At 74.4% G+C, this 26350-nt stretch carries 26 protein-coding genes; 8 read left to right on the forward strand and 18 right to left on the reverse strand.

Translation table 11 applies throughout. The annotated features are described in order from the left end of the window. Nucleotides 1–7: 7 nt before the first annotated feature. Nucleotides 8–502, reverse strand: a complete 495-nt coding sequence (locus tag E1287_RS00410; protein ID WP_131962313.1) for a helix-turn-helix domain-containing protein — start codon at nt 500–502, stop codon at nt 8–10. 93 nt (nt 503–595) lie between these two features. Between E1287_RS00410 and E1287_RS00415 the strand changes: the two genes are divergently transcribed. After that, the gene (locus E1287_RS00415; RefSeq protein ID WP_131962315.1) at nt 596–1972 is read left to right on the forward strand and encodes an MFS transporter; all 1377 of its coding nucleotides are present in this window, start codon (nt 596–598) and stop codon (nt 1970–1972) included. Here E1287_RS00415 and E1287_RS00420 read toward each other — a convergent pair. Next, complete coding sequence (locus tag E1287_RS00420) at nt 1969–3366, reverse strand: VWA domain-containing protein (protein ID WP_131962317.1); 1398 nt, start codon at nt 3364–3366, stop codon at nt 1969–1971. The genes E1287_RS00415 and E1287_RS00420 overlap by 4 nt on opposite strands. Beyond that, entirely contained in the window at nt 3366–4232 is an 867-nt protein-coding gene (locus E1287_RS00425) for a MoxR family ATPase (protein ID WP_131962319.1), read from the reverse strand. The genes E1287_RS00420 and E1287_RS00425 overlap by 1 nt, the downstream gene beginning before the upstream one ends. Before the next feature lie 89 nt (nt 4233–4321). Here E1287_RS00425 and E1287_RS00430 point away from each other — a divergent pair, with 89 nt between their 5' ends. Then, nucleotides 4322–4669, forward strand: coding sequence for a hypothetical protein (locus tag E1287_RS00430; RefSeq protein ID WP_131962321.1), 348 nt, complete (start codon nt 4322–4324; stop codon nt 4667–4669). 4 nt (nt 4670–4673) lie between these two features. On the opposite strand, the gene E1287_RS00435 is transcribed toward E1287_RS00430, so the two are convergent. From E1287_RS00435 to E1287_RS00485, 11 genes are all read right to left on the reverse strand, one after another. Continuing rightward, a complete protein-coding gene (locus E1287_RS00435) occupies nt 4674–6860 on the reverse strand; it encodes an acyl-CoA dehydrogenase (RefSeq protein ID WP_131962323.1) in 2187 nt (728 codons plus the stop codon). 76 nt (nt 6861–6936) lie between these two features. Beyond that, nucleotides 6937–7941 (reverse strand): TerC family protein, encoded by a 1005-nt coding sequence (locus tag E1287_RS00440; protein ID WP_131962325.1) that lies wholly within the window; start codon nt 7939–7941, stop codon nt 6937–6939. A gap of 201 nt (nt 7942–8142) precedes the next feature. Further along, nucleotides 8143–9354, reverse strand: coding sequence for a glycosyltransferase (locus tag E1287_RS00445; RefSeq protein WP_207933937.1), 1212 nt, complete (start codon nt 9352–9354; stop codon nt 8143–8145). Further along, complete coding sequence (locus tag E1287_RS00450; protein WP_131962327.1) at nt 9347–10975, reverse strand: lipid II flippase MurJ; 1629 nt, start codon at nt 10973–10975, stop codon at nt 9347–9349. Before E1287_RS00450 ends, E1287_RS00445 begins: the two co-directional genes overlap by 8 nt. Nucleotides 10976–11017: 42 nt before the next feature. Further along, the gene (locus E1287_RS00455; protein ID WP_131962329.1) at nt 11018–11983 is read right to left on the reverse strand and encodes a hypothetical protein; all 966 of its coding nucleotides are present in this window, start codon (nt 11981–11983) and stop codon (nt 11018–11020) included. Between the two features lie 4 nt (nt 11984–11987). Continuing rightward, nucleotides 11988–12944: a copper transporter gene (locus E1287_RS00460; protein ID WP_131962331.1), complete on the reverse strand. Its 957-nt coding sequence runs from the start codon at nt 12942–12944 to the stop codon at nt 11988–11990. Further along, a complete protein-coding gene (gene steA, locus E1287_RS00465; protein WP_131962333.1) occupies nt 12941–14191 on the reverse strand; it encodes a putative cytokinetic ring protein SteA in 1251 nt (416 codons plus the stop codon). Before steA ends, E1287_RS00460 begins: the two co-directional genes overlap by 4 nt. A gap of 103 nt (nt 14192–14294) precedes the next feature. Further along, nucleotides 14295–16001 (reverse strand): DNA repair protein RecN, encoded by a 1707-nt coding sequence (gene recN, locus E1287_RS00470; protein WP_131962335.1) that lies wholly within the window; start codon nt 15999–16001, stop codon nt 14295–14297. Nucleotides 16002–16110: 109 nt separating this feature from the next. After that, entirely contained in the window at nt 16111–17091 is a 981-nt protein-coding gene (locus E1287_RS00475) for an NAD kinase (RefSeq protein WP_131962337.1), read from the reverse strand. A 130-nt stretch (nt 17092–17221) separates the two neighbouring features. Continuing rightward, nucleotides 17222–18025 (reverse strand): TlyA family RNA methyltransferase, encoded by an 804-nt coding sequence (locus E1287_RS00480; RefSeq protein ID WP_131962339.1) that lies wholly within the window; start codon nt 18023–18025, stop codon nt 17222–17224. A gap of 9 nt (nt 18026–18034) precedes the next feature. After that, nucleotides 18035–18409 (reverse strand): hypothetical protein, encoded by a 375-nt coding sequence (locus tag E1287_RS00485; RefSeq protein WP_207933938.1) that lies wholly within the window; start codon nt 18407–18409, stop codon nt 18035–18037. Between the two features lie 115 nt (nt 18410–18524). Here E1287_RS00485 and E1287_RS00490 point away from each other — a divergent pair, with 115 nt between their 5' ends. Next, nucleotides 18525–18866, forward strand: coding sequence for an SCP2 sterol-binding domain-containing protein (locus E1287_RS00490; RefSeq protein WP_131962341.1), 342 nt, complete (start codon nt 18525–18527; stop codon nt 18864–18866). A 40-nt stretch (nt 18867–18906) separates the two neighbouring features. On the opposite strand, the gene E1287_RS00495 is transcribed toward E1287_RS00490, so the two are convergent. Then, complete coding sequence (locus tag E1287_RS00495) at nt 18907–19908, reverse strand: HAD-IIA family hydrolase (RefSeq protein ID WP_131962343.1); 1002 nt, start codon at nt 19906–19908, stop codon at nt 18907–18909. A gap of 21 nt (nt 19909–19929) precedes the next feature. Continuing rightward, nucleotides 19930–20373: a tetratricopeptide repeat protein gene (locus E1287_RS00500; protein ID WP_131962345.1), complete on the reverse strand. Its 444-nt coding sequence runs from the start codon at nt 20371–20373 to the stop codon at nt 19930–19932. A 72-nt stretch (nt 20374–20445) separates the two neighbouring features. On the opposite strand from E1287_RS00500, the gene E1287_RS00505 reads away from it, so the two are divergent. Beyond that, complete coding sequence (locus E1287_RS00505) at nt 20446–21783, forward strand: DUF1015 domain-containing protein (RefSeq protein ID WP_347813940.1); 1338 nt, start codon at nt 20446–20448, stop codon at nt 21781–21783. Nucleotides 21784–21827: 44 nt separating this feature from the next. Continuing rightward, nucleotides 21828–22766, forward strand: a complete 939-nt coding sequence (locus E1287_RS00510; protein ID WP_131962349.1) for an MBL fold metallo-hydrolase — start codon at nt 21828–21830, stop codon at nt 22764–22766. A 7-nt stretch (nt 22767–22773) separates the two neighbouring features. On the opposite strand, the gene E1287_RS00515 is transcribed toward E1287_RS00510, so the two are convergent. Further along, the gene (locus E1287_RS00515) at nt 22774–23568 is read right to left on the reverse strand and encodes a hypothetical protein (protein WP_243718469.1); all 795 of its coding nucleotides are present in this window, start codon (nt 23566–23568) and stop codon (nt 22774–22776) included. Nucleotides 23569–23574: 6 nt separating this feature from the next. Between E1287_RS00515 and E1287_RS43435 the strand changes: the two genes are divergently transcribed. The 3 genes from E1287_RS43435 to E1287_RS00525 all read left to right on the forward strand — a co-directional run bounded on the left by E1287_RS43435 (nt 23575) and on the right by E1287_RS00525 (nt 25779). Further along, entirely contained in the window at nt 23575–24387 is an 813-nt protein-coding gene (locus tag E1287_RS43435) for a hypothetical protein (protein ID WP_165968826.1), read from the forward strand. A gap of 618 nt (nt 24388–25005) precedes the next feature. Continuing rightward, nucleotides 25006–25290 carry a CD225/dispanin family protein gene (locus E1287_RS00520; RefSeq protein WP_131962351.1) on the forward strand — a complete coding sequence of 95 codons (285 nt, stop codon included), beginning with the start codon at nt 25006–25008 and terminating at the stop codon, nt 25288–25290. A gap of 3 nt (nt 25291–25293) precedes the next feature. Next, a complete protein-coding gene (locus tag E1287_RS00525; RefSeq protein ID WP_243718432.1) occupies nt 25294–25779 on the forward strand; it encodes a DUF2752 domain-containing protein in 486 nt (161 codons plus the stop codon). A 65-nt stretch (nt 25780–25844) separates the two neighbouring features. Here E1287_RS00525 and E1287_RS00530 read toward each other — a convergent pair whose 3' ends face one another. Next, on the reverse strand, nt 25845–26336 hold the full coding sequence (locus tag E1287_RS00530) for a metallophosphoesterase family protein (protein WP_131962353.1): 492 nt from the start codon (nt 26334–26336) through the stop codon (nt 25845–25847). Nucleotides 26337–26350: the final 14 nt, after the last annotated feature.

Here is a 26350-nt window from a genome sequence, read left to right on the forward strand (position 1 = left end):
GGGCCGGCTAGGTCCGGATCGGGTCGAGGAGCCGGTGCGGGGAGCGCAGGATCACGCTGACCGGGTCGGTGCGGCGCCGCACGCCGGGGCCCGCGTGGATCTCCAGGTCTTCCGGCGGGACGTAGCGCTCGCAGGACGCGCACGTCCCGTCCGGGCCGATGGGGGTGCCGCACGCGATGTGGACGAAGAGCCGGGTCGGCTCGGACGACAGGTGGTTCTCGGCCCAGCGCGCGAGCGTGTGGACGACGGGCCACAGGTCCTTGCCCATCTCCGTCAGGACGTAGTCGTGGCCGTCCTTGGCCAGCAGCCCGGTCTCCACGAGTGACTGCAGGCGCGCGGACAGCACGGCGCGCGGGATGTCCAGATGGACGAGGAAGTCGCTGAAGCGGCGGACGCCGTAGAAGGCGTCCCGGACGATCAGCAGCGTCCAGCGCTCGCCCACGACCTCAAGAGCGCGGGCGAGGGAGCAGTCCTGCGCCGCGTAGTCCTTGCCGAGTGCCATGCGCACCACAGTACCGCTCCCCCGGTTCATTGACCGAACCAAAGCGTGCTACCGTCGCCCAGTTGGTTCATTCACTGAACTTGAGGGGACGGGATGACGACTCTGGCGAGGCCGCGGCCCGCGCACCGCGCGCCCGGCTCCACCGCCGCGCTGGCCGTGCCCGCCGCCGCGACGCTGCTGGCCCTGATGAACTACACGGCGCCGATGGCCGTCCTGGCGGACACGGCGCACGGCCTCCACGCGGGCGCGACGGCCCAGATCTGGCTGATGAGCTCGATCAGCCTCGGCCTGGCGGCGGCGCTGCTGGCCGTGGGCAGCCTGGCCGACGACCACGGCCGCAAGCGGGTGTTCCTGATCGGCGCCGGGGTGCTCGCCGCCTCCAGCGCCGCCTGCGCCGTGGCGCCCAACGCGGGCGTCTTCGTCGCCGGGCGGATCGTCCAGGGCGCGGCGAGCGCGGCGCTGCTGGCGACCGGGCTCGGCATCGTCGCCACGTCGTTCGCGCCGGGCCCGCGAAGAACGCACGCGACCGGGATCTGGGGCGCCATGCTCGGGCTCGGCATCGCGCTCGGCCCGATCGCCTCCGCCGGGCTGACCGAGGCGGGCGGCTGGCGGCTCTGGTACTGGACGGCGGCGCTGGCGTCGGTCGCGCTCGGCGGGGCGGCCCTCGTCCTGGACGAGTCCCGCGCCGCCCGCCCGCGCGGCCTCGACCTGCCCGGGCTGGCCGCCATGAGCCTCGGCGTGGGCGCCCTCGTCGCGGCGATCACGTGGGGGCGGACGGGCTGGACGCGTCCGGCCGTCCTGGCGCTGTTCGCGGCGGCGGCCGTGCTGCTCGCGGCGTTCACCGCGATCGAGGCGCGGCGGCGGGAGCCGATGCTCGACCTCGGGCTGTTCCGGCGGCCCGCGTTCCTGCTGTCGGTCGGCGGGGCGCTCGTCACCGGGCTCGCCGTGATCGGGGTGATGAGCTATCTCGCGACGATCATGGCGCTGGTGCTGGGGCTGTCGCCGGTCGCGGCGGCGCTGGTGCTGGCGATCTGGTCGGGCCTGTCGTTCGTCGCGGCGCTGCAGGCCCGCCGGCTCCCGGCCCGGCGGCCCGCCGGGCGGCTGCTCGGCGCCGGGCTCGCGCTCAGCGCGGCCGGGGAGCTGGCGATGCTGGGCCTCGCCCCGGACGGCCACTGGTGGCGGCTGGCCCCCGGCCTGGCCGTGGCCGGGATCGGCAGCGGCCTCGCCAACGCGATGCTCGCCCGGCTCGCCGTGGAGAGCGTCCCGGCCGACCGCGCGAGCATGGGGTCGGGCGCCAACAACACCGCCCGCTACGTCGGCGCGTCGGTGGGCGTGGCGATCGTCGGCGCGATCGCGACCGGGTCGGGCGGCGGTGCGTCCGCCCTGGCCCACGGAACGAACGTCGCGCTGCTCGTGTCCGCCGTGGTCGCGCTCATAGGGGCGGCCCTCGCGATGGCGGTCAGGGCCTAGGCGAGTTCTTCGATGAAGGCGGCGAGCTGCGTCAGGTTGCGGCATTCGTACATCGGGACGAGTTCGCCGTAGCGGGACGCGGCGGAGTCGCCGGTGTCCCACTGGGCGCGCGGCTCGGGATTGAGCCAGTAGGCGTGCCGGGCGCGGCCGGCCATGGAACGGAGGATCGGCAGCGCCAGGTCGCCGTAGTTGGAGCGGGCGTCGCCGAGGATCAGCAGGGACGTCTTGGGCGTGATCGCGTCGCGGTACTTCTCGTCGAACACTTTGAACGCGTGGCCGTAGTTGGACCGGCCGGTGATCCAGACGAGGTCGGCCTCGGCGGCGAGGCGGGTCATGGCGTCCGCGACGTCCGCGCCCGGCGCGAAGAATCGGGTGATCTCGTCGGTGGCGTCGATGAACGCGAACGCGCGGACCTTGCTGAACTGCTCCCGCAGCGCGAACGTCAGCAGCAGCGTGAAGTGCGCGAACGCCGACACCGAGTCGCTGGCGTCGCACAGCACCACCAGCTCGGGCCGGTGCGGGCGGCGCGGCCGGTGGTGCGTGGTGAGCGGCACTCCCCCGCTGGCCAGGGACGCGCGGACCGTCCGGCGGAAGTCCAGCCGCCCGCGCCTGCCGTGCCGCTGCTTCTGGACGAGCCGCGCCGCGAGCCTGCGCGCCAGCGGGTGCACCTCGCGGCGCAGCGCGGCCAGCTCGTCCCGGCGGGCGGCGGCGAAGTCGAGCCGCTCCAGCGGCGGCCGGACGGCGAGGCGCGCGGTGCGCTCGACGCCGGTGTCCTCGGCGATGCGGCGCCGCGCCTCGCCCGCGACGAGGTCCTCGAACCGGGCGATGCGGTCGCGGAACGTCCGGCGGGCGACCCGCTCGGCCATGCCGCCCCGCTCCCGCCCGGTGAGGACGGCGTCGAGCAGCCGCGCCATGAGGGTCTCCGGCGACAGGGCGCGCAGCACGCCGGACGAGAACCACGACTCCTGCCCCGGCGTCCGCCCGTACTCGGCCACGGCCTGCCGCGCGAACCGCCGCAGCCCGGCGTCGTCGCCGGACAGGAGCAGGTCCGCCAGCTCGTCGCGGCGGGCCTGCACCAGCGGGTCGAGAGGCGGCGGGACGGGGCGTCCGGCGTCGTCCAGCGTCCGGGCCGGACGCTCCGGGTCCGGCGCCGTCCCCGCGCCGTCGCCGACCGCGGCCGGGAACCACAGGTCGAAGAGCGCGTCGAACGCCGGACGGTGCTGCGGCCGCTTGACCACCGTCGCGGCGTACGCGGCGCGCAGCGACTCGCGGTCGAGCAGATCGACGGCCCGCATGGCGCGGACGGCGTCCAGCCCCTCGGCGACCGACACCGGCAGCCCGGCCCGCCGCAGCTCCGCGACGAACCCGGTGTGCCTGTCGACCAGGGACGCCATTAGGCCAGGCCCAGTTCCTTGACGGCGCGTTCCTGGTCGGAGACGTGCTTGAGGACGACGCCGAGCGTCCGGGCGACGGCGGCCTCGTCCAGGTCGTCCAGGCCGAGCGCGAGGAGGGTGCGCGCCCAGTCGACGGTCTCGGCGATCGACGGGGCCTTCTTGATCTCCAGGTCGCGCAGCGTGCCGACGGTCCGGACGAGCCGCTCTGCGAGCTCCGCCTCGATCCCCGGCACCTGCGCGAGGACGATGTCGCGCTCCCGGTCCGGCGCCGGATAGCCCAGGTGCAGGTAGAGGCAGCGGCGCTTGAGCGCCTCCGACAGCTCCCGCGCCGCGTTCGAGGTGATCACCACGTACGGGCGGCGGACGGCGCCGACCGTCCCGAGCTCGGGGATCGTGATCTGGAAGTCCGACAGGACCTCCAGCAGCATGCCCTCCACCTCGATGTCGGCCTTGTCCGCCTCGTCGATCAGCAGGACGGTCGGGCCGGTGCGGCGGATGGCGGCCAGCAGCGGCCGCTCCAGCAGGAACTCTTCGGAGAAGATGTCGTCGTGGGTCTCCTGCCAGGCCCGGTCGGCGGGCGCGGCCTGGATCGCCAGGAGCTGTTTCTTGTAGTTGAACTCGTAGAGGGCGCGGGCCTCGTCCAGGCCCTCGTAGCACTGCAGCCGGATCAGCTCCGACCCCGTCGCCGCCGCGACGGCCTTGGCCAGCTCGGTCTTGCCGACCCCGGCGGGCCCCTCCACGAGCAGCGGCTTGCCGAGCGCCTGCGCGAGGTACACGGTCGTGGCGATCGCCTCGTCCGCGAGGTAGCGGACCTCGGCCAGCCTGCGGCCCGCGTCGGCGGGCGAGGCGAACGTTCCGTCGGTCATCCCTTGCCCTTTCTTGCTACCTGCGGGGTACGAGCGATTTGTACCGCGGGGTGAGGCGGCACGCGCCCGGCCCTTGCTATAACCGAAGCATGACGAGCCCACGACTGCCCCGCGAGGATCTGACGGCGGCGATGGCGGCCCGGCGCGAGTTGGGCCCCGATTACGACGACGCGTTCATCGAGACGGTCGTGGACCGGATCCAGGAGACCCTGGACGCGCGCTCGGCCGCCCCCGAGCCCCGGGCCCGGTTCCGTCCGGCGCCGGCCGCGACCCGCCCCGACAACGATCACAGCCTGGCTCTCGCGGTGGTGTCGCTGCTGGCCGCGATCCCGCTGAGCGCGATCGGGGTCGTCAACGCCGACCTCCCCGGCCTGTTCTTCGCCCTGGCCGCGATCGTCCTGGTCAACGTCACCTACAACTTCCGGCCTCGCCGCTGACGGCTCATCGGCCCGGCTCGGGGTCTCTTGGGAGGCCGAGGAGGCGCTCGCCGATGATGTTGAGCTGGACCTCGGTGGTCCCGCCGTAGATCGTCATCGCGCGGCTGAACAGCATGGCGCGCGCCATGATGCCGCTCTCCGCCAGCGGGACCTCCGTGGCGGCGGCGGCGCCCTGCGCGGCCCAGCAGTGGTCGGCGACGTCCTGGTTGAACTGGACGCCGAGGAGCTTGCGGACGCTGGCCTCCGCGCCCGGCTCCACCCCGTTCAGCTGCTTGAGGGTGGTGCGCAGGCCGAGCAGGTCGATCGACTGGCCCTGCGCGACGAGCGCGCCGACCTCCGGGGCGGCGACCGGGCCGACGTCCCGGCCGCGGAGGAACGCCAGCAGCTCCGGGACGCCCATGCCGAGGCCGCCGCCGGTCGACAGCGACACGCGCTCGTTGGACAGCGTGTTCCGCGTGACCTGCCAGCCCCGGTTCACCTCGCCGACGACGCGGTCGTCCGGGACGAACACGCCGTCGAGGAACACCTCGTTGAAGAGCGCGTCGCCGGTCAGCTCGCGCAGCGGCCGGACGTCCACGCCCTCGGACTTCATGTCGACGAGGAAGTAGGTGATGCCGTCGTGCTTGGGCGCCTCGGGGTCGGTGCGGGCGACGCAGAAGCCCCAATCGGCGTGCTGGGCGAGCGACGTCCAGATCTTCTGGCCGGTGAGCCGCCAGCCTCCCTCGACGCGCTCGGCCTTCATCGACAGCGACGCCAGGTCGGAGCCCGCGCCGGGCTCGGAGAACAGCTGGCACCACACGATCCGGCCGTGCAGGGTCGGGCGGAGGAAGCGCTCCTTCTGCTCGTCCGTCCCGTACCGGACGATGGACGGCACCAGCCACGCGCCGATCCCGATGTTCGGGCCCTTGACCTTGGCGGCCTTCAGCTCCTGCTGGATGAGGATCTGCTCGACCGGCCCGGCCGCGCGGCCCCACGGCTCCGGGAGGTGCGGAGCGGTCCAGCCGCCGTCGCCCAGCCTCCGGTGCAGCTCGTCCTTGTCGGTGACGGCCGCCAGTTCCGCGATCTCGGCGCGGATGCGCTCGCGCAGCGGCCGGGCGTCCTCGTCGAGTTCGAGGACGACCTCGCGGCGGCCGCCGTCCAGCGCGAGCGCCGCGACCTTGGCCGCCCACTCCTTGGACGGCCCGAGCAGCGCCCGCAGCGTGGACGCGCGGCGCAGGTAGACGTGCGCGTCGTGCTCCCAGGTGAAGCCGATGCCGCCGAGGATCTGGATGGCGTCGCGGGCCGTCCGGACGCCCGCGTCGGCGGCGATGACGGCGGCGACCGCGGCGGCGAACCCGGCGTCGGGGGCGTCCTCGTCCAGGGCGCGGGCGGCGTCCCAGGCGGCTGCGCGGGCCTGCTCCAGCGCGATCAGGCTGCGGGCGGCCTTGTGCTTGACGCCCTGGAACTGCCCGATCGGGCGTCCGAACTGCTCGCGGACCTTCGCGTACTCGGCGGCGGTGGTCACCAGCCAGCCCGCGAGGCCCGCGGCCTCGGCGCCGAAGAGTGCGGCGGCGAGGTCCCTGACGCGGCCTGTGGTGACGCCGTCCAGCACGCGGTCGGCGGCGACGGCGAGGCCGTTGACCTCGACGGCGGCGACACGGCGGGTGCGGTCGAGGCTGGCGCCGGGCGTGACCGCCGTGTCGGCGGCGTCGACGGCCACCCACCGGTCGCCGTCCACCGGCAGGACGAGCACGTCGGCGAGCCCGGCGCCCAGCACCGTTCCGAACGTCCCGGTCACCACGAGCGAGTCGCCGTCGCGGCGGGCGGTCAGGGCGCCGTCCAGCGCGACGGCGCCGGTCCTGGACCCGTCGGCGAGGGCGGGCAGCAGCTCGGCGCGCACCTTCGCGTTGCTGGACGCGTCGATCACCGCGCTCGCCAGGACGGTCGGCAGAAACGGCCCGGGCGCGGCGGCGCGGCCCAACTCCTCCAGGACGACCGCCAGCTCCAGGAGCCCGTAGCCCTGGCCGCCGTGCTCCTCGTCGAGATGCAGGCCGAGCAGGCCCTGGCCGGCCAGGGACCGCCAGAACCCGGGCCTGGTCTCCTCGTCGGCGTCCAGCGCGGCCCGGACCGCCGCCGCCGGAATGTCGCGCTCGGCGAGGCCGCGCACCGAATCGGCGAGCGCCTCGTGCTCCTCGGTCAGCCCGATGCCCATGCCTCGAACCCTCTCTCCGGCCACTGTTGATTCTTATTCTAGAACAGGGTTCGGTCGAGTGGGGTGTGCGCCGGGCCTAGGCGTCGCGTGTCGCGGCGGCGTCCGCGTCGTCCGCCGCGATCGGCGCCTTCTCCGGCGTTTTCCCGGACGGCTTGCCTCCGACGGCGAGGCTGGCGACGGTGGTGGCGACGAGCGTCCCGGCGATCACCGAGAGGGACAGCCAGATCGGGATCTCCGGCGCCCAGGACACGCCGTACTCGTGCATCGCGTGGAAGATCAGCTTCACGCCGATGAAGCCGAGGATGAACGCCAGCCCGTGCGCGAGGTAGACGAGCCGGTCGGTGAGCCCGCCGAGCAGGAAGTACAGCTGGACGAGCCCCATCAGCGCGAACGCGTTGGCGGTGAACACCAGGTACGGCTCGGTCGTCAGCCCGAAGATCGCGGGGATGGAGTCCAGCGCGAACAGCACGTCGGTGGAGCCGATCGCGATCATGACGATGGCCATCGGGGTCAGGTAGCGGCGGCCGTTCCGCCGGGTGGTGAACCGGGAGCCGTCGTACTCGTCGGACGTCGGGATGACCCGCTTCGCCCACCGCAGCAGCCGGTTCTCCTCGAACTCGTCGTCGTCGCCGCGGACGAGCCCGATCGCGGTCCAGATGAGGAACGCGCCGAAGATGAAGAAGACCCAGGTGAACGTGGAGATCGCCGCGGCGCCGACGGCGATGAAGATCCCGCGCAGCACCAGCGCGATCACGATGCCCGCCATCAGCACGGTGTGCTGGGCGTGCTTCGGCACCGCGAACCGGGCGAGGATCACCATGAACACGAAGAGGTTGTCGACGCTGAGGCTCTTCTCGGTGACGAACCCGCCGAAGTACTCCGCCGCATACTGCCCGCCGGAGAACAGCCAGACGCCGACGCCGAACAGCACGGCGAGGCCGATGTAGACGGCCGACCAGAACGCGGCGCGCCGGGTGGTGAATTCCCGCGTGTCGTTGCGGTGGATCAGGAACAGGTCGGCGGCGATGATGACGAGGATCCCCGCGATGGTGAGACCCCACACCAAGGGTGAGACGGACAAGAGACGAACACCTCCAGCGGACATGAACGAGCGCTGGAGGTCTCTCCCGCCCTGGACGAGCACCCTGGCCGTCCACCGGGCCGCGGAACCCGGGCCGGTATGGACCGACCGTATTGACGGGAACCGTGCGCGGGGATACTCCCCTCCACTGCCCCCTACAACGCGATCTTCTTCGCCGGAGTTCCCGACCTGGCGGATTCGTCAGAAACGGGCGTCCGCGAGCTCCAGATAGAGGGCGGCGAGCTGGTCGACGGCGTCGTCCTCGCCGGGCAGCAGGGCCGAGCGCTGCGCGGCGGCGGAGGCGAGCCGGGCGGCGAGGGCGGGGTCGTCCAGGACGCGGCTCACCGCGCGTTCCAGCGCGTCGGCGTCGCCCGGCGGGACCAGCAGCGCCGCCTCGCTCTCGGGGCCGTGCAGCAGCGGGCCGCCCGCAGCGCCGTCCGCGGGACGCTCGCCCGCGCCGACCATGCCGGGGATGCCGCCGACGCGGGTCGCGACGAGGGGCCGTCCCGCCCGCAGGATCTCCTGGACGACCAGCGGCTGCCCCTCCCACACGCTCGGCACGACCGCCACGTCTGACGCGGCGAGCAGGCCGGGGACGTCCGGGCGGCGGCCGAGCAGCCGGACGGGCAGGTCCTCGGCCTCGATCCGGGCGCGCAGCTCGCCTTCCAGCGGGCCGTCCCCGACGATCGCGACGAGCGGCGGCGGGGTGCGCCCGGCCCAGGCGCGCGACGCGTCCAGCAGCGTCGGCAGGCCCTTCTGCTCGGCGAGCCGGCCCACCGTGACGATCAGCGGCCGATCCCCCACGTCCAGCTCCGCGCGCAGGTCGGCGCGGACGGCCGGGCCGGGCGGCGCCTGCGGCGCGGGCGCCGGGACGATCGCGTGCCCCACCGAGCGGGCGCCGAGCGTCCGCATCCGCTCCTCCAGGTCGGGCGACACCCCGAGGACGCGGGTCGCGCCGCGCGCGACGACGCGCTCCAGCGCCCCGTACACGGCGGCCGTCCGCCCGCCCGCGATGACGGCGTTGTGCAGCGTCACGACCAGCGGCGGGCCGCCGCGCGAGAACCGCAGCGGGCCGGGCGCGATCCGCGCGCACGCCGTGACCGCGAGGGCGCCAGCGCGGAGCCCGTGCGCGTGGACGACGCCCGCGCCGCGCAGCAGCGACCGCAGCCGCGCCACGGCCCTGGCGTCGCTCAGCGGGCGCGGCCGGTCCGCGATGTCGATCTCGGCGAAGCGGACGCCGACGCCCGCGAACCCGAACAGCTCCTCGGTCGACGCGGGCCCGCACACCAGCACGCGGGCGCCGCGCCCGGCCAGGAGCCGCGCCACGGACCGGACGTGCTTCCCGACGCCGCCCGCGACGGTCCCGAGGACGAGCGCGACGCGCAGCCCGTCCAGCTCCCTGGTGTCAGACATGACGGGTGATCCTCCGGCTCAGGACGGCCCGCAGATCGCGGCCGTCGATCACGAATGCGACGATCAGGAAGACGGCGGCGGCGGCGAGCGCGGCGAGCATACCGGTCCCGGCGTTGCGGAGTTCGCCGCTCGCGCCGGCCGTGCCCGCCCCGAGCAGCGCGGCGACCGCGTACCCGGCCGCGCCTCCCGCGGCACCGCCCGCCAGCCCGGCCGCGAGCGCGCGCGGCAGCCCCGCCACGGCCGCGGCGCCTCGGGCGCGCAGGAGCGTTCCCAGCAGCAGCGCGCCCGCGACGGTCATCCCGGCCGCGTTGCCGACACCGAGGGCGGCCACCACCCACTGCCGGTCGGCCGACAGGACGAGCGCGACATCGGCGACCATCACGACCAGCCAGCCCGTGACGACCGCCGCCGCGCCCATCCGCCCCCGATGGCACGCGAACAGGACGCGCCCGAGGTGCGCGACGAGCCCGTAGCCGAGCAAGCCGGGCGCGAACGCGAGCACCGCGCGGGACAGCACGTCCTGCTGGTCGGGGTGGCCGGGGTTGAACACCGCCCCGATCGGCACCGCGACGGCCGCCAGCGCCGCCGCCCCCGCGCACGACACCAGGATCACCGCGCGGGTGGTGGACGCGGTGACCTGGTCGAACCGCTCCTGCTCCCCGGCGCTCATCCGCGCCGACAGCATCGGGAACGCGCTGGTCGCGATCGGCACGGCCAGGATCGCCCACGGCAGCAGGTAGATCGCCCACGCGTACTGGTAGTTGGCGAGCGCGCCGCCCGTCCCCTCGTAGCTGAGCCGGACGACGAGCAGCGCCGACAGCTGCTGCGCCGCGACGGTCGCGAGCCCGGCGAGCGCGAGCCGCCGCACGCGCCGCGCGACGCCGTCCGGGAACCGCAGCGTCGGGCGCAGCCTGAGCTTCAGCCGCCACGCCGCGATCCCGGCGGTGACGGCCATCGCGACGCCGCCGAGCGCCGTCCCGATCGACAGGGTCAGCTCCGCGTCCAGCGGAAGGCCCGCCAGGTCGTTCTCGTGGCCGCGGCCGAGCGGCGCGTACGCGACGTACGCGGCGATCACCACGAGGCTCGACATCAGCGGCGCCAGCGCGGGCGCGACGAACCTGCGGTGCGACTGCAGCAGCCCGTACAGGACGACCGCCATCCCGTACATCACCATCTGCGCCGACATGATCGCGAGCATGGTGGCGCCGACGTCCACGATCTGGTTCCGCGAGCAGCCCCTCAGGTCGCCGCCGACGAGCAGCTCCATGATCGGGCGGGAGCCGAGCGCCATCAGCGCCGACAGCGGCACCATCAGCACGACGATCCAGGTCAGCAGCGCCGACCCGATCCGCCGGACCTGCTCGCGGTCGCCGCGCTCGGCCGGGCCCGCCAGCACCGGCACGACCATGCTGGCGAGCGCGCCGCCCGCGACGATCTCGTAGACGATGCTGGGGAACTGCGTCGAGGTGAAGTACGCCTGGCTGAGGCACGACGTGGTGACCGTCTGCGAGAAGGCGTAGGTGCGCCCGAACCCGGCGAGCCGCGCCAGGACGGTGATGACCGCGATGACCACGGCCGCGCCGGCGAGGCCGCCGGTCAGGCGGCGCAGCACAGGGGACACGGTCGTCGGCGGCTCACTGGTCGGGGTCGGGGGGCGGCGCGGCTAGGCGGGGTCCGCGGCGGCGCCGTCGCCCGCCGAGGAGAACGCGTCGTCCGGCTTCTCGGGCTCGTCCGCGGGGGGCGGGACGTGCACCGCGGCGGGACGGCGGCCGAGCATGTCGATGCGGTTCAGCGCCGGGTTGCCCGCGATGACCTTGGTGAAGCTGACGAACTCGCTGGCGGCGTTCAGCCCGGCGAGCCCGGCCAGGACGGCGAGGCGGGGCCCGCGCCCGAGCCGGGTGGCGGACAGGCCGAGCAGCGCCCCGAGCGCGTTCGCGCCGGTGTCGCCGAGCATCGCGCGCTCGCCGAGGTCCTCGGGCAGCAGCGCGGCGGCGGCGCCGAGCGGCGCGGCCACGACAGCCGACCCGGACTTGGTCAGCGCCAGCGGCGCGCCGGTGATCAGGCCGACCTTGATGGCGCGTCCGGGACGCAGGTCGAACAGGTTCATGAGGTTCGCGGCCCCGGCGATGATCGCGCCGTTGAGGAGGGCGTCGAACGCGCGTCCCGTCCGGGACGGGGCGGGCGACCCGGCGACCGCGGCGGCGGCGAGGCCGGTCGCGCCGATGCCGAGGATCTTGACCGCTCCGCTGGTGACCTCACCGCGCGCGAGCGCGGCCAGATGCCCCTTGAAGCCGCGGGACGAGGACGACCCCGCGATGTCGTCGTACCCGCCGAGCAGCGCGGACCCGGCGCCCGCGAGCAGCGCGGCGGCGCGCATGCGGCCCTCGACGCCCGGCGCGAGGAGCCCGGCGGCCGCGGCGCCCGCGACGACGGCGGGCCCCTCCAGCAGCGTGACCGGCTCGCCCCGGTGGTTGGTGCGCCCCCAGACCTCCTCGCCGGGGAGCCCGTTCATCCCGGGTGGGCGCCGCGTCAGCGCGACGTAGGCGGCGCGCGCGGCGACGGCGCCGAGGCCCGCCCCGGCCAGCAACCGCGCCGTTCCCGCCGCGCCCGAGGTGCTGCGTCGCTTCATCACGTCACCCGTTCTTCCCCGCCGTGGGCGCGGGCGACGGCAGGTAGCCGCTCGCGCCGGCGCCCGTGCCGTACTGCCCGGACTTGCCGCTCATCTCGTTCTGCAGCGCCAGGATCGTCACGACCTGCCCGGAGGCGGTGTCCACCACGTCGACGGCGGAGACCGCGTCCTCGGCGTCGGAGTCACGCAGCGCCGCGATCAGCCCGCCCTCCTGCGCGGAGGTCGGCGGGCCACCGACGACGGTACCGCGCCCGGCGCCGTCGAGTGCGGCGGCCAGCGAGATCAGCGCCTTGTTGTCGTCGCCGCCGCCGTCGTAGGCGTACGGGGTGGCGGGCCCGATCATGACGGCGAGCGTGGCGTGCTGCCCGGGCTTGCCGCTCTCGGTGATGTACCCGGCCTGCTTGAAGGCGTTCAGGACGGCGCCGCCGGACGCGTCCTCCCGGCCCGACTTCGCCGGGTCCTTGGTGACGATGGCGGCCGCCAGCACCGCGCCCGCCTTGTCGTAGGCGGACGCGTTGCCGGGGAACTCGACCCCGTCGGGCTTCAGCTGCGCGGCGAGCTCGTCGACCGTGGTGCGCTGGTCGTCGTCCAGGAACTTCTTCTGGACGGTGACGCGCCCGGTGACGGCGGCGCCCGCGTCCTTGGCGAGCTCCCCGACCCGCTCGATGCTGTCGTCGCCCGCGCCGGGCGTCTCGACGAGCACCAGCGACTGGCCCTTGAGCCGGTCGGTGACGATCTGCGGCGACAGCGCCTGGGCGAACTGCTCCTGCCCGTTCACCTGGTCCTGCAGGTGGCGCTGCTGGTTGCGGGCCTGCTGGGCGGTCTTGGCCGCCGCGTTGGCCTGCTGGCGCAGCGTCTCGCTGACCGAGTCCGACAGCGTGGTGGAGCCGAGCACGATGCCGAGCGCCAGCGCGAGGAAGATCGCGACGATGGAGACGAGGTGGTAGCGGAAATCGATCACGTGAAGAGTCCGGTCAGCCAGAAGACGAAGGCGTGCCAGCGGTCGGCGAGCAGGGGACTGATGACGTCCCCCGCCGGGGACATGGCGACGGCGGTGACGATGGCGATGAACGCGCCGAGGACGAGGAACAGCAGCGACCAGGTGGAGATCCGGCTGCGGTAGAGCCGGGAGACGCCCTTGGCGTCCACCAGCTTGCTGCCGACCCGCAGGCGGGTGAGGAACGTGCTGGCCATGCCGGCGCGGCCCTTGTCGAGGAACTCGACCATGTTGGCGTGCGTGCCGACCGCGACGATGAGCGTGGCGCCCTTGTCGTCGGCGAGCAGCATCGCGATGTCCTCGCTGGTGGCGGTGGCGGGGAACGTCACCGCCTCCTGGCCGAGCTCGTGCACGCGCTTCAGCCCGGGCGCCCGGCCGTCCCGGTAGGCGTGCACGACGATCTCGGCGCCGCAGGTCAGCGCGTCGTCGGACACCGAGTCCATGTCGCCGACGATCATGTCGGGGCGGTACCCGGCCTCCAGCAGCGCGTCCGCGCCGCCGTCCACGCCGATCAGGACGGGACGGTACTCGCGGATGTAGGGCCGCAGGGTCGCGATGTCCTCGCGGTAGTGGTAGCCGCGGACGACGATCAGCGCGTGCCGCCCGGCGAGCTTCGTGGTGACCTCGGGGACGCCGACGCCGTCGATGAGCAGGTCGCGCTCGCGCTTGACGTACTCCATCGTGTTGGCGACGAACGCCTCCAGCTGCGTCGCGAGGCCCGCCTTCGCCTCCGTCAGCGCCGTCAGGACGCTCTCGGGCGACTGCTCGGTGCCCTTGGCGACGACCTCTTCGCCCTTCGGCGCGACACGGTGCACGACGGGGCCCTCGACGCGGACCTGGTCGCCCTCGTGCAGCTTGGTGAAGATCTCGGGGCCGACGTCGTCCACCAGCGGGATGCCCGCGTCCAGCAGGATCTGCGGCCCGAGGTTCGGATAGCGGCCCGAGATGCTCGGCGCGACGTTCACCACCGCGCCGACCTCGCACGACACCAGCGCCTCGGCGCTGACACGGTCCAGGTCGACGTGGTCGATCACCGCGACCTCGCCGGGCTGCAGCCGCTTGGTGAGGTCCTTGGTGCGGCGGTCGAGCCGCACCGTGGCGCTGACGCCGGGCAGGCCGTCGTCGCGCGCCAGGCCGAGCGTGAGCACGCGCCGCGGCAGCCGTTGCGAGAGCCGGACGCGCCGCTCTGTGGTGGGTGACGGCTCGTTCATCACCTGCCATCCTGCCAGAGCACGGGACCCGGCACTGGAAACGGCGAGCGTCCAGGCGTGTCCGTTCAGACACTCTCTGTAATTTTTGGGGTGCGGTTACCGGTTACCGTTCGGCGGACGCCATGTCGAGGAGTTCCTCGGCGTGGGCGCGTCCGAGCTCGGAGTCCTCCAGGCCGGCGAGCATCCGCGACAGCTCCCGGACGCGGCCCTCCTGGTCGAGGGCGGTGACGCCGCTGCTGGTGACCGTCCCGTCGTCGGACTTCTCCACCAGCAGGTGCCGGTCGGCGAACGCCGCGACCTGCGGAAGGTGCGTGACGACGATCACTTGCGCGTTGCGGGCGAGCCGCGCAAGCCGCCGCCCGATCTCCACCGCGGCCTTGCCGCCGACGCCCGCGTCGACCTCGTCGAACACGAACGTCGGGACCGGGTCGGCGCCGGCGAACACGACCTCGATGGCGAGCATCACGCGCGACAGCTCGCCACCGGACGCGCCCTTGTGCAGCGGCAGCGGCTTCGACCCGGGATGCGGCGCGAGCCGCACCTCGACCTCGTCCACGCCGTGCGGGCCGTACTCGCCGGTCGGGGTGACGGTGACGCTGACGCGGGCGTGCGGCATCGCCAGCGCGGTCAGCTCCTCGGTGACGGCGTCGGAGAACCGCTCGGCGGCGCGGGTGCGGACCTCGGTCAGCTCCCCCGCCTCGGCGGCGAGCCGCCCGGTCAGCTCGGCGTGCTCGGCCCGCAGCTCCTCGATGCGGTCGTCGTCGCCCTCCAGCTCGGTGAGCCGCGCCGCCGACCGCCGCGCCCACTCCAGGACCTCGGCGGCGGTGGCGTCCGTCCCGCCGTACTTGCGGATCAGCGCGGTCACGTCGGCCCGCCGCTCCTGGACGACCGCGAGCCGCGCCGGGTCGGCGTCCACGGACTCGGCGTAGGCGGCGAGGTCGGTGCCGACGTCGTTGACGAGGTACCCGGCCTCGGCGAGCCGGTCGGCGAGCCCGGCCAGCTCAGGGTCGTGGTCGCGGACGGCGTCCAGCGCGTTGCGGGCCTGGCCGAGCAGGCCCGTCACGTTCGCGGCCTCGATCGCCGCGGACGGGTCGCCGAGCAGCGCCTCGTGCGCGGTGTCGGCGGCGCCGCGCAGCGCGTCGGCGTGCCCGAGCCGCTCCTCCTCGGCGGCGAGGTCGGCCTCCTCGCCGTCCTTCGGGTCGACCTTCTCGATCTCCTCCAGGCCGAAGCGGAGCATCTCCGCCTCCTGGGCGCGCTCGCGGGCGCGGGTGGTCAGCTCGTCCAGCAGCGCGGTGACCTGCCGGTGCCGCTGGTACGCCGCCGTGTACGCGCGCATCGGCTTGGTCAGCGCGGCGCCCGCGTACCGGTCGAGCGCGCCGCGCTGCCGGGACGCCTGCAGCAGCCGCTGCTGGTCGGACTGCCCGTGCACGGCGACCAGGTCGTCCGCGAGATTGATCAGCACGTTGACCGGGACGGAGCGGCCGCCGAGGAACGCGCGGGAGCGGCCCTCCGCCGACACCGACCGGGTCACGATCAGCGCGCCGTCGTCCAGCTCGCCGCCGGACTCCTCAACGCGCTCGACCACGCGCCCGCCGGGGTCGACGATGATCCGGCCCTCGACGGTGGCGCGGTCCGCGCCGGGCCTGACCCGCTGCGGGTCGGCGCGCCCGCCGAACATCAGGCCGAGGCTGGTGACCACCATGGTCTTGCCCGCCCCGGTCTCGCCGGTCACGACGTTGAATCCCGGGGACAGGTCGAGCACGGCCTCATCGATCACGCCGAGGCCCTCGATCCGGACCTCATCGACCATCGGACGCACCAGCGTCACAACCCTCCGCAAAACAGTTCCCGGATCGGTGTCCTCCGGGGGCCGGACCCCGCACCCCCGGGCGACTTCGTCGGATCAGTGCCTGTGGAGATTATCCCCTCTGATCGCCGGACGCCTCCCCGCCGATCGGGGGCCTGTCCGCGACCTGCGAGTCCTCCAGCGGAGGGGACGGGAAGGCCGGCTGCCTCACCCGGCCGCGCCAGCCGGTCACGGGCAGCCCGAACTTCGTCACGAGCCGGTCGGTGAACGGGGTGAGGTGCAGCCGCGCAAGCCGCACCGGCTCGGCGCCCCGCCGCACCTCCACCCGCACGCCGGGCTGCAGGTCGAGCGTGCGGCGCCCGTCGCACCACAGGACGGCGCGCGGCGTGCCCGGCAACACCTCCACGGCGACCAGCGACCGCGGCGACACCACCAGCGGGCGCGCGAACAGCGAGTGCGCGCTGATCGGCACGACCAGCATCGCCTCGACCTCCGGCCACACCACCGGGCCGCCGGCGGAGAACGCGTACGCGGTCGACCCGGTCGGCGTCGCGCACACCACCCCGTCGCAGCCCCAGTTCGACAGCGGGCGCCCGTCGATCTCGGCGACGACCTCCAGCATCCGCTCCCGCTCGGCCTTCTCGATGCTCGCCTCGTTCAGCGCCCACGTCGTGCCCATGACGGCGCCGTTGAGGCGGGCGGTGACGTCGACGGTCATCCGCTCCTCGACGTCGTAGCGGCGGGTCACGACCCGGTCGACGGTGGCGGCGAGGTCGTCGCGCTCGGCCTCGGCGAGGAACCCGACGTGGCCGAGGTTGACGCCGAGCAGCGGGGTCCCGGCGGAGCGGGTCAGGTCGGCGGCGCGCAGCAGCGTCCCGTCCCCGCCGAGGACCATGACGACCTCGGCGTCCTCGGCGGCCGCCGCGCTGCTCGGCATGACGTCCACGCCCGCGGCGCCGATCGCCGCGGCCTCGCCGTCCAGGACCCGGACGCAGATCCCGGCCTCGCTGAGCCGCTCGATGACCAGCTGCGCGCTGCGGACCGCCTCCGGCCGCCCGGTGTGCGTCACGACCAGCACCGACCTCTTGCTCATGCTCTCGCCCCACTCCCCGCCGCGCTCGCGCGTGCCGCCGCGCTCGCGCGTACAGCCGTCTGGACGAACATCCCTTGGAGGGACGTTCCCGGTTCGGACGCCTCCTGTACGCGCCGCGGCCCGAAGCCGATCATTGCGGGCCGTCCGCGATGGCCTTGGCGAGGTCGGCCTCGTCCAGCGGCGGGGCCTCCGCGCGCAGCCACAGGAAATACTCCACGTTGCCGGACGGGCCCGGCAGCGGGCTCGCCGTCACCCCGCGGACGCCGAGGCCGAGCGTCTGCGCGTGCGCGGCCACGCCCCGCACCGCGTCGGCGCGCAGCTCCGGGTCGCGGACGACGCCGCCCGCGCCGACGCGGTCCTTGCCGACCTCGAACTGCGGCTTCACCATCATCGCGAAGTCGGCTCCGGGCGCCGCGCACGCGCGCACCGGCCCGAGGACGAGTTTCAGCGAGATGAACGACAGATCGCCGACGACGAGGTCCGGAGGCGTGTCGCCAAGCATGTCCGGACGCAGGTCGCGGATGTTCGTCCGCTCCAGGACGGTGACGCGCTCGTCCGTGCGGAGGGACCAGGCGATCTGCCCGTAACCGACGTCCACGGCGTACACGCGCGCGGCTCCGGCCCGGAGCAGGACGTCGGTGAACCCGCCGGTGGACGCGCCCGCGTCCAGGCAGACGCGGGCTTTGGCGTCCAGGCCCTCGAAAGCCTGGAAGGCGCCGGCGAGCTTGTGGCCGCCGCGCGAGACGTAGTCGGGGCCTTCGGCGGCGTCCGCCACGACGATCGCGGCGCCGGTCTCCACCTGCGTGGCGGCCTTCTCCGCCGCCCGCCCGCCGACCCGGACCCGGCCGTCGCCGATCAGCCGCCCGGCGTGCTCCCGCGACCGCGCCAGGCCGCGCCGGACCAGCTCCGCGTCGAGGCGGCGCCTAGTGCTCATCGCCCCGGCTCATGGACGGGGACGGAGCGCGTCGGGAAAGGCGGGCCGCGCGGGCTCCGGCGCCTGGCCGGGCCGCGGCGGGTGGCCGGGCTGCGGCGGCTGGGCCGGGCGCGGCACGTGCGGCGGCTGCGGCTCGTCCTGGTCGGCGGAGGCGAGGAGTTCCTGCAGCCGCTGGTGGACGTCCTCGTAGACCTCCACGTGCTCGGGCACGGCCCGCGCGCCGAGCTCGCCGAGGCGCGCGACGGCGGCGTCCACGCGCGGATCGCCGGTCGGGTCGGGCGGCGGGACGGCCGGGAACTCCGGTTCCTCCGGGGCGGCCCGCGTCTCCGGCGCGCGCTCCGGGGCGGCCGGGGACACCGGCTCCTCAGCGGCCTCGTCGGACATCACGTTTACCTCCCAGTAGACCCTCCGCGCCCGCGTGCGAGTCGCTTCCGCGTCATCCTGAACGCTACCGTCCCTGAACGACATCGTTGTCGAGGGAACGGGGAACGGCCTGACCATGGCGAACGAGGAGGAGTGCCGCGCGGCGCTCGGCCGCATCGCGGCCCGCCTGGCGGAGGTGGACGCCGACCGGCTCGCCGAGCACGTGGTCGAGCGGACGATCAGCTGCCGCGTCCCGGACCTCGGGCTGGCCTACCGCACCCGGCTCCACGCTGGCGGCCTCGACCCGTTCAAGCTCGACGGCGACCCGAAGGACGCCGAGGTCCGCCTCACGGTGGACAGCGACGACCTCGTCGCCCTGGCCGCCGAGGAGCTGAACCCCACCAAGGCGTGGGCCGAGGGCAGGCTCAAGATCGAGGCGAGCATCTTCGACCTGCTCCGCCTCCGCAAGCTGCTCTGATTGCTTTCTCCTCCTACGCGATCAAGCGTGGCTCAGGTCGTCACACGCTCAGACGCTCCAAGGCGTCTGTGAGGGCCTCGGCGGGTGGGGGCGTTTCGGTTTCCCAGGCGGCGGAGGCGAGGGCGCGGAGGCCGTCGTAGGGGTCGCCTGAGCCGTCGATCGTGAACGCTTCGCCGTCGCGGCGAGCCGTCCAGGTGCGGCAGTGGTGGCCGCCTCCGTCACGGGCGATCTCCGGGTGCGGGACGAGCAGGCCCGTCAGGTCGGGGGCCAGGTACGTGGGGCGCCGGTTCGGCGGGGCGGTGAGGGCCTGCACCGGGTCGGTGACGCCGGTGAGCACGAGGAGGCTGTCGGCGCCGCCGTTGCGGGCGCCCTCGATGTCGGTGTCGAGGCGGTCGCCGACCACGAGCGGGCGGCGGGCGCCGGTGCGCAGGACCGACTCCTGGTGCAGCGGGCGCTCGGGCTTGCCGGTGACGATCGGCTCGACGCCGGTCGCGGAGCTGATCACGCGGAGCAGGGAGCCGTTGCCGGGATGCGGGGGCCCGTCGCCGCCGGGGATGGTCAGGTCGCCGTTGGAGCCGACGAACAGCGCGCCCCTGCTGACCGCCTGCGCGCCTTCGGAAAGCAGCCCGTACCCGACGTCCGGGTGGAAGCCCTGGACGACGGCGGCGGGACGTCCGGCCGCGGTCGACACGGGGCGCAGGCCGTGTGCGTAGAGGGCGTGCCGCAGGCCCATGCCGCCGACCACGAGCACCTCGGACCCGGCGGGCAGCCGCTCGGCGAGGAGGCGGGCGGCGGCCTGGGCCGAGGTCACCACGTCCTCCGCGGCCGCGGGGACGCCGACGTGGGTGAGGAGTTCGGCGACGGCGGACGGGGTCCGCGAGGCGTTGTTGGTCACGAACGCCAGCCGCTGCCCCGCCGCGCGGGCCTTGGCGAGCGACTCGGCCGCCGCCGGGACGGCCCTGCGGCCGATGTAGACGACGCCGTCGAGGTCGAGCAGGGCGACGTCGTAGGCCTCGCACAAGGGCCGGTCGCTGCCTTTCATGAAGCTCCTTTTCCGCGCCGGTCAGCGCCGGAATTTGAGGGTGGCCCTGGCGTGGCGGAGCGCCTTCGCGTAATCGGGGTTGTCGGGGCGCATCGCGGCGGCGAGCGCGAGATGCTCCACCGCGCCCTCGAAGTCGCCGATCCGGCTGAGGGACAGCCCGAGCCCGAACCGGGCGTAGTCCTCGGCGGGCTCCTCCTCGACGATCCCCCGGAAGCTCTCCGCCGCCGCGTCGAACTGCCGCACCCCGAACTGGGCGCGGGCGAGCGCCTCCCGGATGCTGTGCGAGCGGGGCTCGGCGTCCGCGGCCCTGGTCAGCAGCTGCAGCGCCGCTCCCGCGCTGCCCGACCGGAGCAGTTCCAGCCCCCGCGTGTACCACTCGTAGACCCCGCCGGCGGGCGGGTCGGCATGCTCGCCGAGGTCGTCCCGCGGGGAATCCTCCGGCCTTTCCCGCCCTTGATGATTCATGTGGACCTCCCCTCGGAATTCGACCGTACCCGCCAAGCCTCCGGGCGCCCTCCGACCATTAGCATGCCCAGGATGGACGACGACCTCTCCTCCGGATTCGACCTCGACGGGCTCTCCCCGGAGGAGTTCAGCGCCCGCGTCTTCGGGACGTCCGGGCCGCGGACGGGCGGCGGCCTGGAGCTGGCGCCGTTCCGCGGCGTCCGCTTCGTCCCCGAGGTCGCCGGCGACCTGGCGTCGGTGACCATGCCGCCGTACGACCTGATCGACCAGGCGGCGGCGACGCGGCTGCTGGCGGGCGGCGGGCACAACATCGTCCGGCTGAACCTGCCGCACACGGCCGGGGAGAGCTACGACGCGGCGGGACGGCGGCTGCGCCGGTGGCTGGACGAGGGCGCGCTCACCATCGACGCCGACCCGGCCCTGTACGTCTACGAGGCGGCCGACGGCGGGACGGTCCTGCAGCGCGGCCTGATCGGCGCGCTCGGGCTGCGCGCGGAGTCGGACGGGGTCGTCCTGCCGCACGAGAACGTGTTCCCGGGGCCCGTCCGCGACCGGCTCGCGCTGATGACCGCCGCGAACGCCAACCTGGAGCCGATCTTCCTGGTGTACGAGGGCGGCGGCGACGCGGCGCGGATCGTGGACGGCGCGACCGCCGGGACGCCGCTGATGGAGTTCGTCGCGGACGACGGGCTCACCCATCGGCTGTGGCGCATCGACGACCCCGCCCAGCACGAGCGCGTCGCCGCCGATCTGCGCGGCAAGCGGGCGCTCATCGCCGACGGCCACCACAGGTACGCCACCTACCGCGCCCTGCAGGCCCGCCGCCACTCCGCGGGCGACGGACACGGCCCCTGGGACGCGGGCCTGGCCATGCTCGTCGACTCCACGCGCTATCCGCCGAATCTGGACGCGATCCACCGCGTCCTGCCGGGCCTCCGTCCCGACCGGGCCGTGGAACGCGCACGCAAGGTCTTCCGCGTCACCGGCTTCCAGGACGAGACCGCCGCTCTGGAGGCGCTGGCCGCGGCGCCGCGTCCCGCGTTCCTGCTCGGCGGCGGCGACGGCGTGCACCTGCTCACCGAGCCCGACCCCGACGCGCTGAGGCGCTCCATGCCGTCCCAGCACTCGCCGCGCTGGCGCGGGCTCGACACGGCCGTTCTCGACCATCTCCTCATCGGGAACGTGTGGAACGTCCCGGAGAACGAGGACGCCATCGACATCGTGCACCACGACGCGCCCGCCGCCATCGCCCGCGCGCGGCGCACCGGCGGGACTGCCGTCATCCTGAACCCGCTCAAGGTCGAGGACGTCCTGGCCGTCGCGGGCGAGGGCGAGCGGGTGCCGCGCAAGTCCACCTCGTTCGGCCCCAAGCCGCGCACCGGCCTCGTCCTGCGCCTCCTCGAACCGTGACCGGCAGGTGGCCCGCCGGGCCGGACGGAGGCGATCATCGGACGATGGACACCACGACCACGATCACGCCGCTCGGCGGGGACGTCTACGAGATCGACACGAGGATGGCCGGCTACACCGGGATCACCGCCGGCTACCTGATCCTGTCCGACCGGCCGTGCCTGGTGGAGCCCGGCACGTCCGGTTCCGCGCCCGTCGTGCGGCAGGCGCTTCGGGAATTGGGCGTCGGGCCTGACGATCTGGCGTCCGTCGTGGTGACGCACATCCACCTCGACCACGCGGGCGGCGTCGGGGACATCGCGCGCATGTACCCGCGGGCGGAGGTCGTCGTCCACGAGAAGGGCGCCCGGCACCTGGTGGACCCGGAGCGGCTCATGCGCAGCGCCCGGATGGTGTACGGCGACAGCCTCGACACGCTGTTCGGCGAGCTGAAGCCGACGGACGCGGCGCGGATCCGGGCCGTCGAGGACACCGGCGCCGTCGACCTCGGCGGCGGGCGGCGGCTGGAGTCGCACTACTCCCCCGGCCACGCCAAGCACCACGTCGGCCTGATGGACTCGCAGACCGGCGACCTGTACGTCGGCGACGCCGCCGGCATCTACATCCCCGAGACCGCGGACGTGCGGCCCGCGACGCCGCCGCCGGACTTCGACCTCGACACCGCGCTGAAGTCGCTCGGCCGGTTCCAGTCGCTGGGCCCGCAGCGGCTGCTGTTCGCGCACTACGGGCCGGTGACGGACGTCGGCGGGACGCTGGAGCGGTCGGCGGAGGAGCTGCGGATCTGGGTCGACACCGTCCGGGACGCCAGGGACCGGGGCCTCGACCTCGACCACGCGGTCGCGATGGTCGTCGACCGCACGAAGGACCGCTACGCCATCACGGCCGACGACGCCGACCCGGAACTGGCCGCCAAGTACGAGGTGCTCAACAGCGCCGAGAGCAACGTCGCGGGCATCATGCACGCCCTGAACAGGCACGCCTGACGGCGCGTCACTCCTGCCGCGGAGGGGGCTCCTCGCCGTCCGGTCTCGGCTCCAGGAACAGCGCGGGCGCCTCCGGGGCCTCCTCGTCCGGGGTCTCGACGGTCTCGGGCTCGGGCGGCCTGAACACGAAGTCGACCGGCGACACGTCCTCGGCCTCTTCGGTCACGGCCTCGTCGGCAACGGCCTCTTCGGTTACGGCTCCTTCGGCGTCGGGCTCGGCGGATTCGGGCTCGTCGGTGTCGACGATGTGAAGGCCGTCGAGTTCGGCGTAGCGCTCGGCGGCGTCGGTCTCGCCGTCCCGGTCGGCCGCGGCGGCGCGCGCGAACCAGTCGGCCGCCTCGCCTTCGCGTCCGGCCTCCGCCAGCGCGTCCGCGTAGGCGTAGAACAGCCGGACGGACCACGGCCGGAGCCGGCGGTCGCGGAGTTCGGGGATCTGCAGCGTCACGACGGCCGCGTCGTGCTGCCCGAGGTCGCGGCGGACGCCCGACTCCACGATGCGCAGCTCGATGCGTCCCATCGGGTCGAGCTTCTTCGCCTCCGGCGACTTGATCAGGTCCAGGGCGCGTTCGGGACGGCCGAGGCCGCGCTCGCAGTCGGCCATCAGCGGCAGGTACGCGTCGTCGCCCGTGCTCAGCCGCCGCGCGGCCCGCAGCTCCGCGAGCGCCTCCGCCCATTCGCCCGCGTGGTAGGCCGCGATGCCCGCCGCCTCCCGGACGACCCCGACCCGCGAGGCGAGCCGCCGCGCGGCCCGCGCGTGCTTGTAGGCGCGCTCGGGCTCGTCCTCGGCGAGCCTTCCGGCCATCACCAGGTGGCGGGCGACCTTCGTGGCCAGGTCCTTCGGCAGGGTGCGCAGCTCGGTGCGGGCGTCGGCGTCCAGTTCCTCGCCGGTGACGTCGTCCGGCAGGAGCGGGTCGTCGTGCTTCGGCGCGGGACGTTCACGCTCGTCGGAGCGCGTCCGCCGGTCGTCGCGCCGGTCGCGGGGCGGGCCGGAGGGGCGTCCGCCGCCGCGGTGGTCGCGGTCTCCGGGACGCCCGTCGCGCTTGCCGTCGAACCGGCGTCCGCCGCCGCCGCTGCCGGGACGCCGTTCGTCCCGGCCTCCGCGCTCGTCACGGTCTTGGAAGCGGCGTCCCTGGGGGCGTCCCTCGTACCGGCGCTCGCCCTGGCCGCCGCCCGTCCTGGGCCCGCTCGGACGCCCTTCGCGACGCGGGCCGCCGCCGGGACGCTGACCGCCGCCCGCACGCTGACCGCCTCCGGCCGTCCACCGGCCCTGGCCCTGTCCTTGGCCCTGGCCGGTGCGAGGGCCTCGGGGCCCGGCAGGACGTCCTTCGCGCCGTTCACCGCGCGGACCGCCGGGACGGCTCTCACGACGGTCGTCGGAGCGTCCTCCACGCGAATCGCCGCGCCGGTCGTCGGAGCGTTTGAACGGACGGCCGGGCGCGCGGTCGTCGCGATTGCCGCGCGCCTCCCGGTCCTTCCGGTCCTTCCAGCCGCCGGCGGCCGGACGTCCGCGATCGCCCTTCGGCCCGCCGGCACGGAAGCCGCCCGCCTTCGGCCCACCCGATTTCGGGGCGCCCGCCCTAGGGCCGCCGCCCTTCGGTCCACCGGCACGGGGCCCGCCTGAGCGGGGTGCGCCCGAGCGTGGCCCGCCTGAGCGGGGTGCGCCTCCCCGAGGACCGCCGCCTTTGCCTGAGCCGGAGCCGCCGGGCCCGCCACGGGCGTCGCCCCCACGACGGTAAGGCGGTTTCCGCCCCCCGTTATCGCCCCGCCGCTCACGGTCTTCACCGCCGCGGGCGTCGTCTTCCGCGCTCATCACGTCCGTCACTGTTCTCGAAGATGGTTCGTGGACCCTGCAACCCCTGCAGCCTACTTCGCGGCCCCACGACATGCGTCGACGGCCGACCGAAAAACGGCGCGACCCGTCGTTCCAGCGATTTGCAAAAGGGTGAGAAAAATCATGCGCGGAAGGCTTCCGCCGCGATGCTTTCAGCGGCCATTCCCGCCGAATGCAGCCGACCGGCCATACCATCAGATCCGGCCCGATTGTCAAAACCGGGGATTTCCCTGCCACGGCGACGTGATCGGACGCGGCCGGTCAAGCTACGCTCTCCCGGCGGCCACGTCAAATCGATGTCCGGCCCGGCCCGCCCGGACGGATTCCTGCGGCTCGAAGGGAACTTGACGTGCGCGGCGACCATCTACCTACTTGGATCTCAACCAGCCCACGCACGGAGGTACCCCGATGTCCTACCCACCGCCGCCGCCCGCCGGCCCCCAGTACGGCGCCGGCAGCCCGCCCCCGAACTACCTGATCTGGTCGATCCTGACGACGATCCTGTGCTGCCTTCCCGCCGGGGTCGTGTCGATCGTCTTCGCCGCGCAGGTCAACTCCAAGTGGGCGGCCGGAGACCAGGCGGGCGCGTACAAGGCGTCCAACAACGCCAAGACGTGGGCGATCGTGTCCGCGGTCGTGGGCCTGATCGTCGGCGTCCTGTCCTTCATCTACACCCTGTCGAGCGGCAGCTGATCGATGGCGCCCGGCCGCCGGGCCGCCCCGCCCGGGCCGGGCGGGCGGCCATCCGGACACCAGGGGGAGCCCCGCGACCGCGCCGCGGTCGCGGGGGCGCTCCGCCTGCTCCGGCCGGGCGCCGTCCTGGCCGCCGCCGTCGCGGCCGTGTCCTATGTCGCCGCGGTCGACCCGAACGAGGACGGCCACTACCCGACCTGCCCGTTCCTCTCGGTGACCGGGCTGCAGTGCCCGGGCTGCGGCTCGATGCGGACCGTCCACGCCCTCGCCCACGGCCGGATCGACGACGCCGTCGGGCTGAACGTCCTCGCCGTGGCGGCGATCCCCCTGATGGCGTTCTTCTGGCTCCGGTGGGCGCGAGCACGCGCCCTGGACCGTCCGGTCCGGACGAAGGCGTCCCATCCCGCGCTGATCTGGGCGCTCTTCGGGACGATCATGCTCTTCTGGCTGGTGCGCAACCTGCCGTTCGGCTCGTTCCTCGCCGCCTAGCCCGACGCCTCCCCAGCCCCCTGCAACGCGCGGAGACTAGGCACGCCGGGCGGCGGTGGCCGCCGTCAGGTGACGGGGACGATCTTCGCGCTGATGAGACGGCCCGCGTGGATGTCGAGGAGGCCGATGGTGCCGTGGGGCTGGCGGCGGCGGTCGGTGGGCGATCCGGGGTTGAAGATGCGGACGCCGTCGCCGGTCTCGTCCAGCGGGATGTGCGAGTGCCCGAAGACGACGAGGTCGGCGCCGGGGAACCAGCGGCGCATCCGGGCGGTCCTGCCGCGGGCCTGGCCGCTGTCGTGGACCATCGCGACCGCGAGGCCGTCCAGGTCGAGTTCGAGGCGCTCGGGCGCGCCCCACGCGGCGACGTCCGGCCCGTCGTTGTTGCCGAGGACGGCGTGGACGGGCGCGTACTCCGCGAGCTCGTCCAGGACGGACGCCGTGCACACGTCGCCCGCGTGCAGGATCACGTCGGCGCCGCGCAGGTGCTCGGCCACCCGCGGCGGGCACGACTTCCAGCGCCGGGGCGCGTGTGTGTCGGAGACGGCCACCGCTCTCATGTGTCCCATTGTGG

Source organism: Actinomadura sp. KC06 (genome assembly GCF_004348735.1).
In the GTDB taxonomy this organism is placed as follows: Bacteria; Actinomycetota; Actinomycetes; order Streptosporangiales; family Streptosporangiaceae; genus Spirillospora.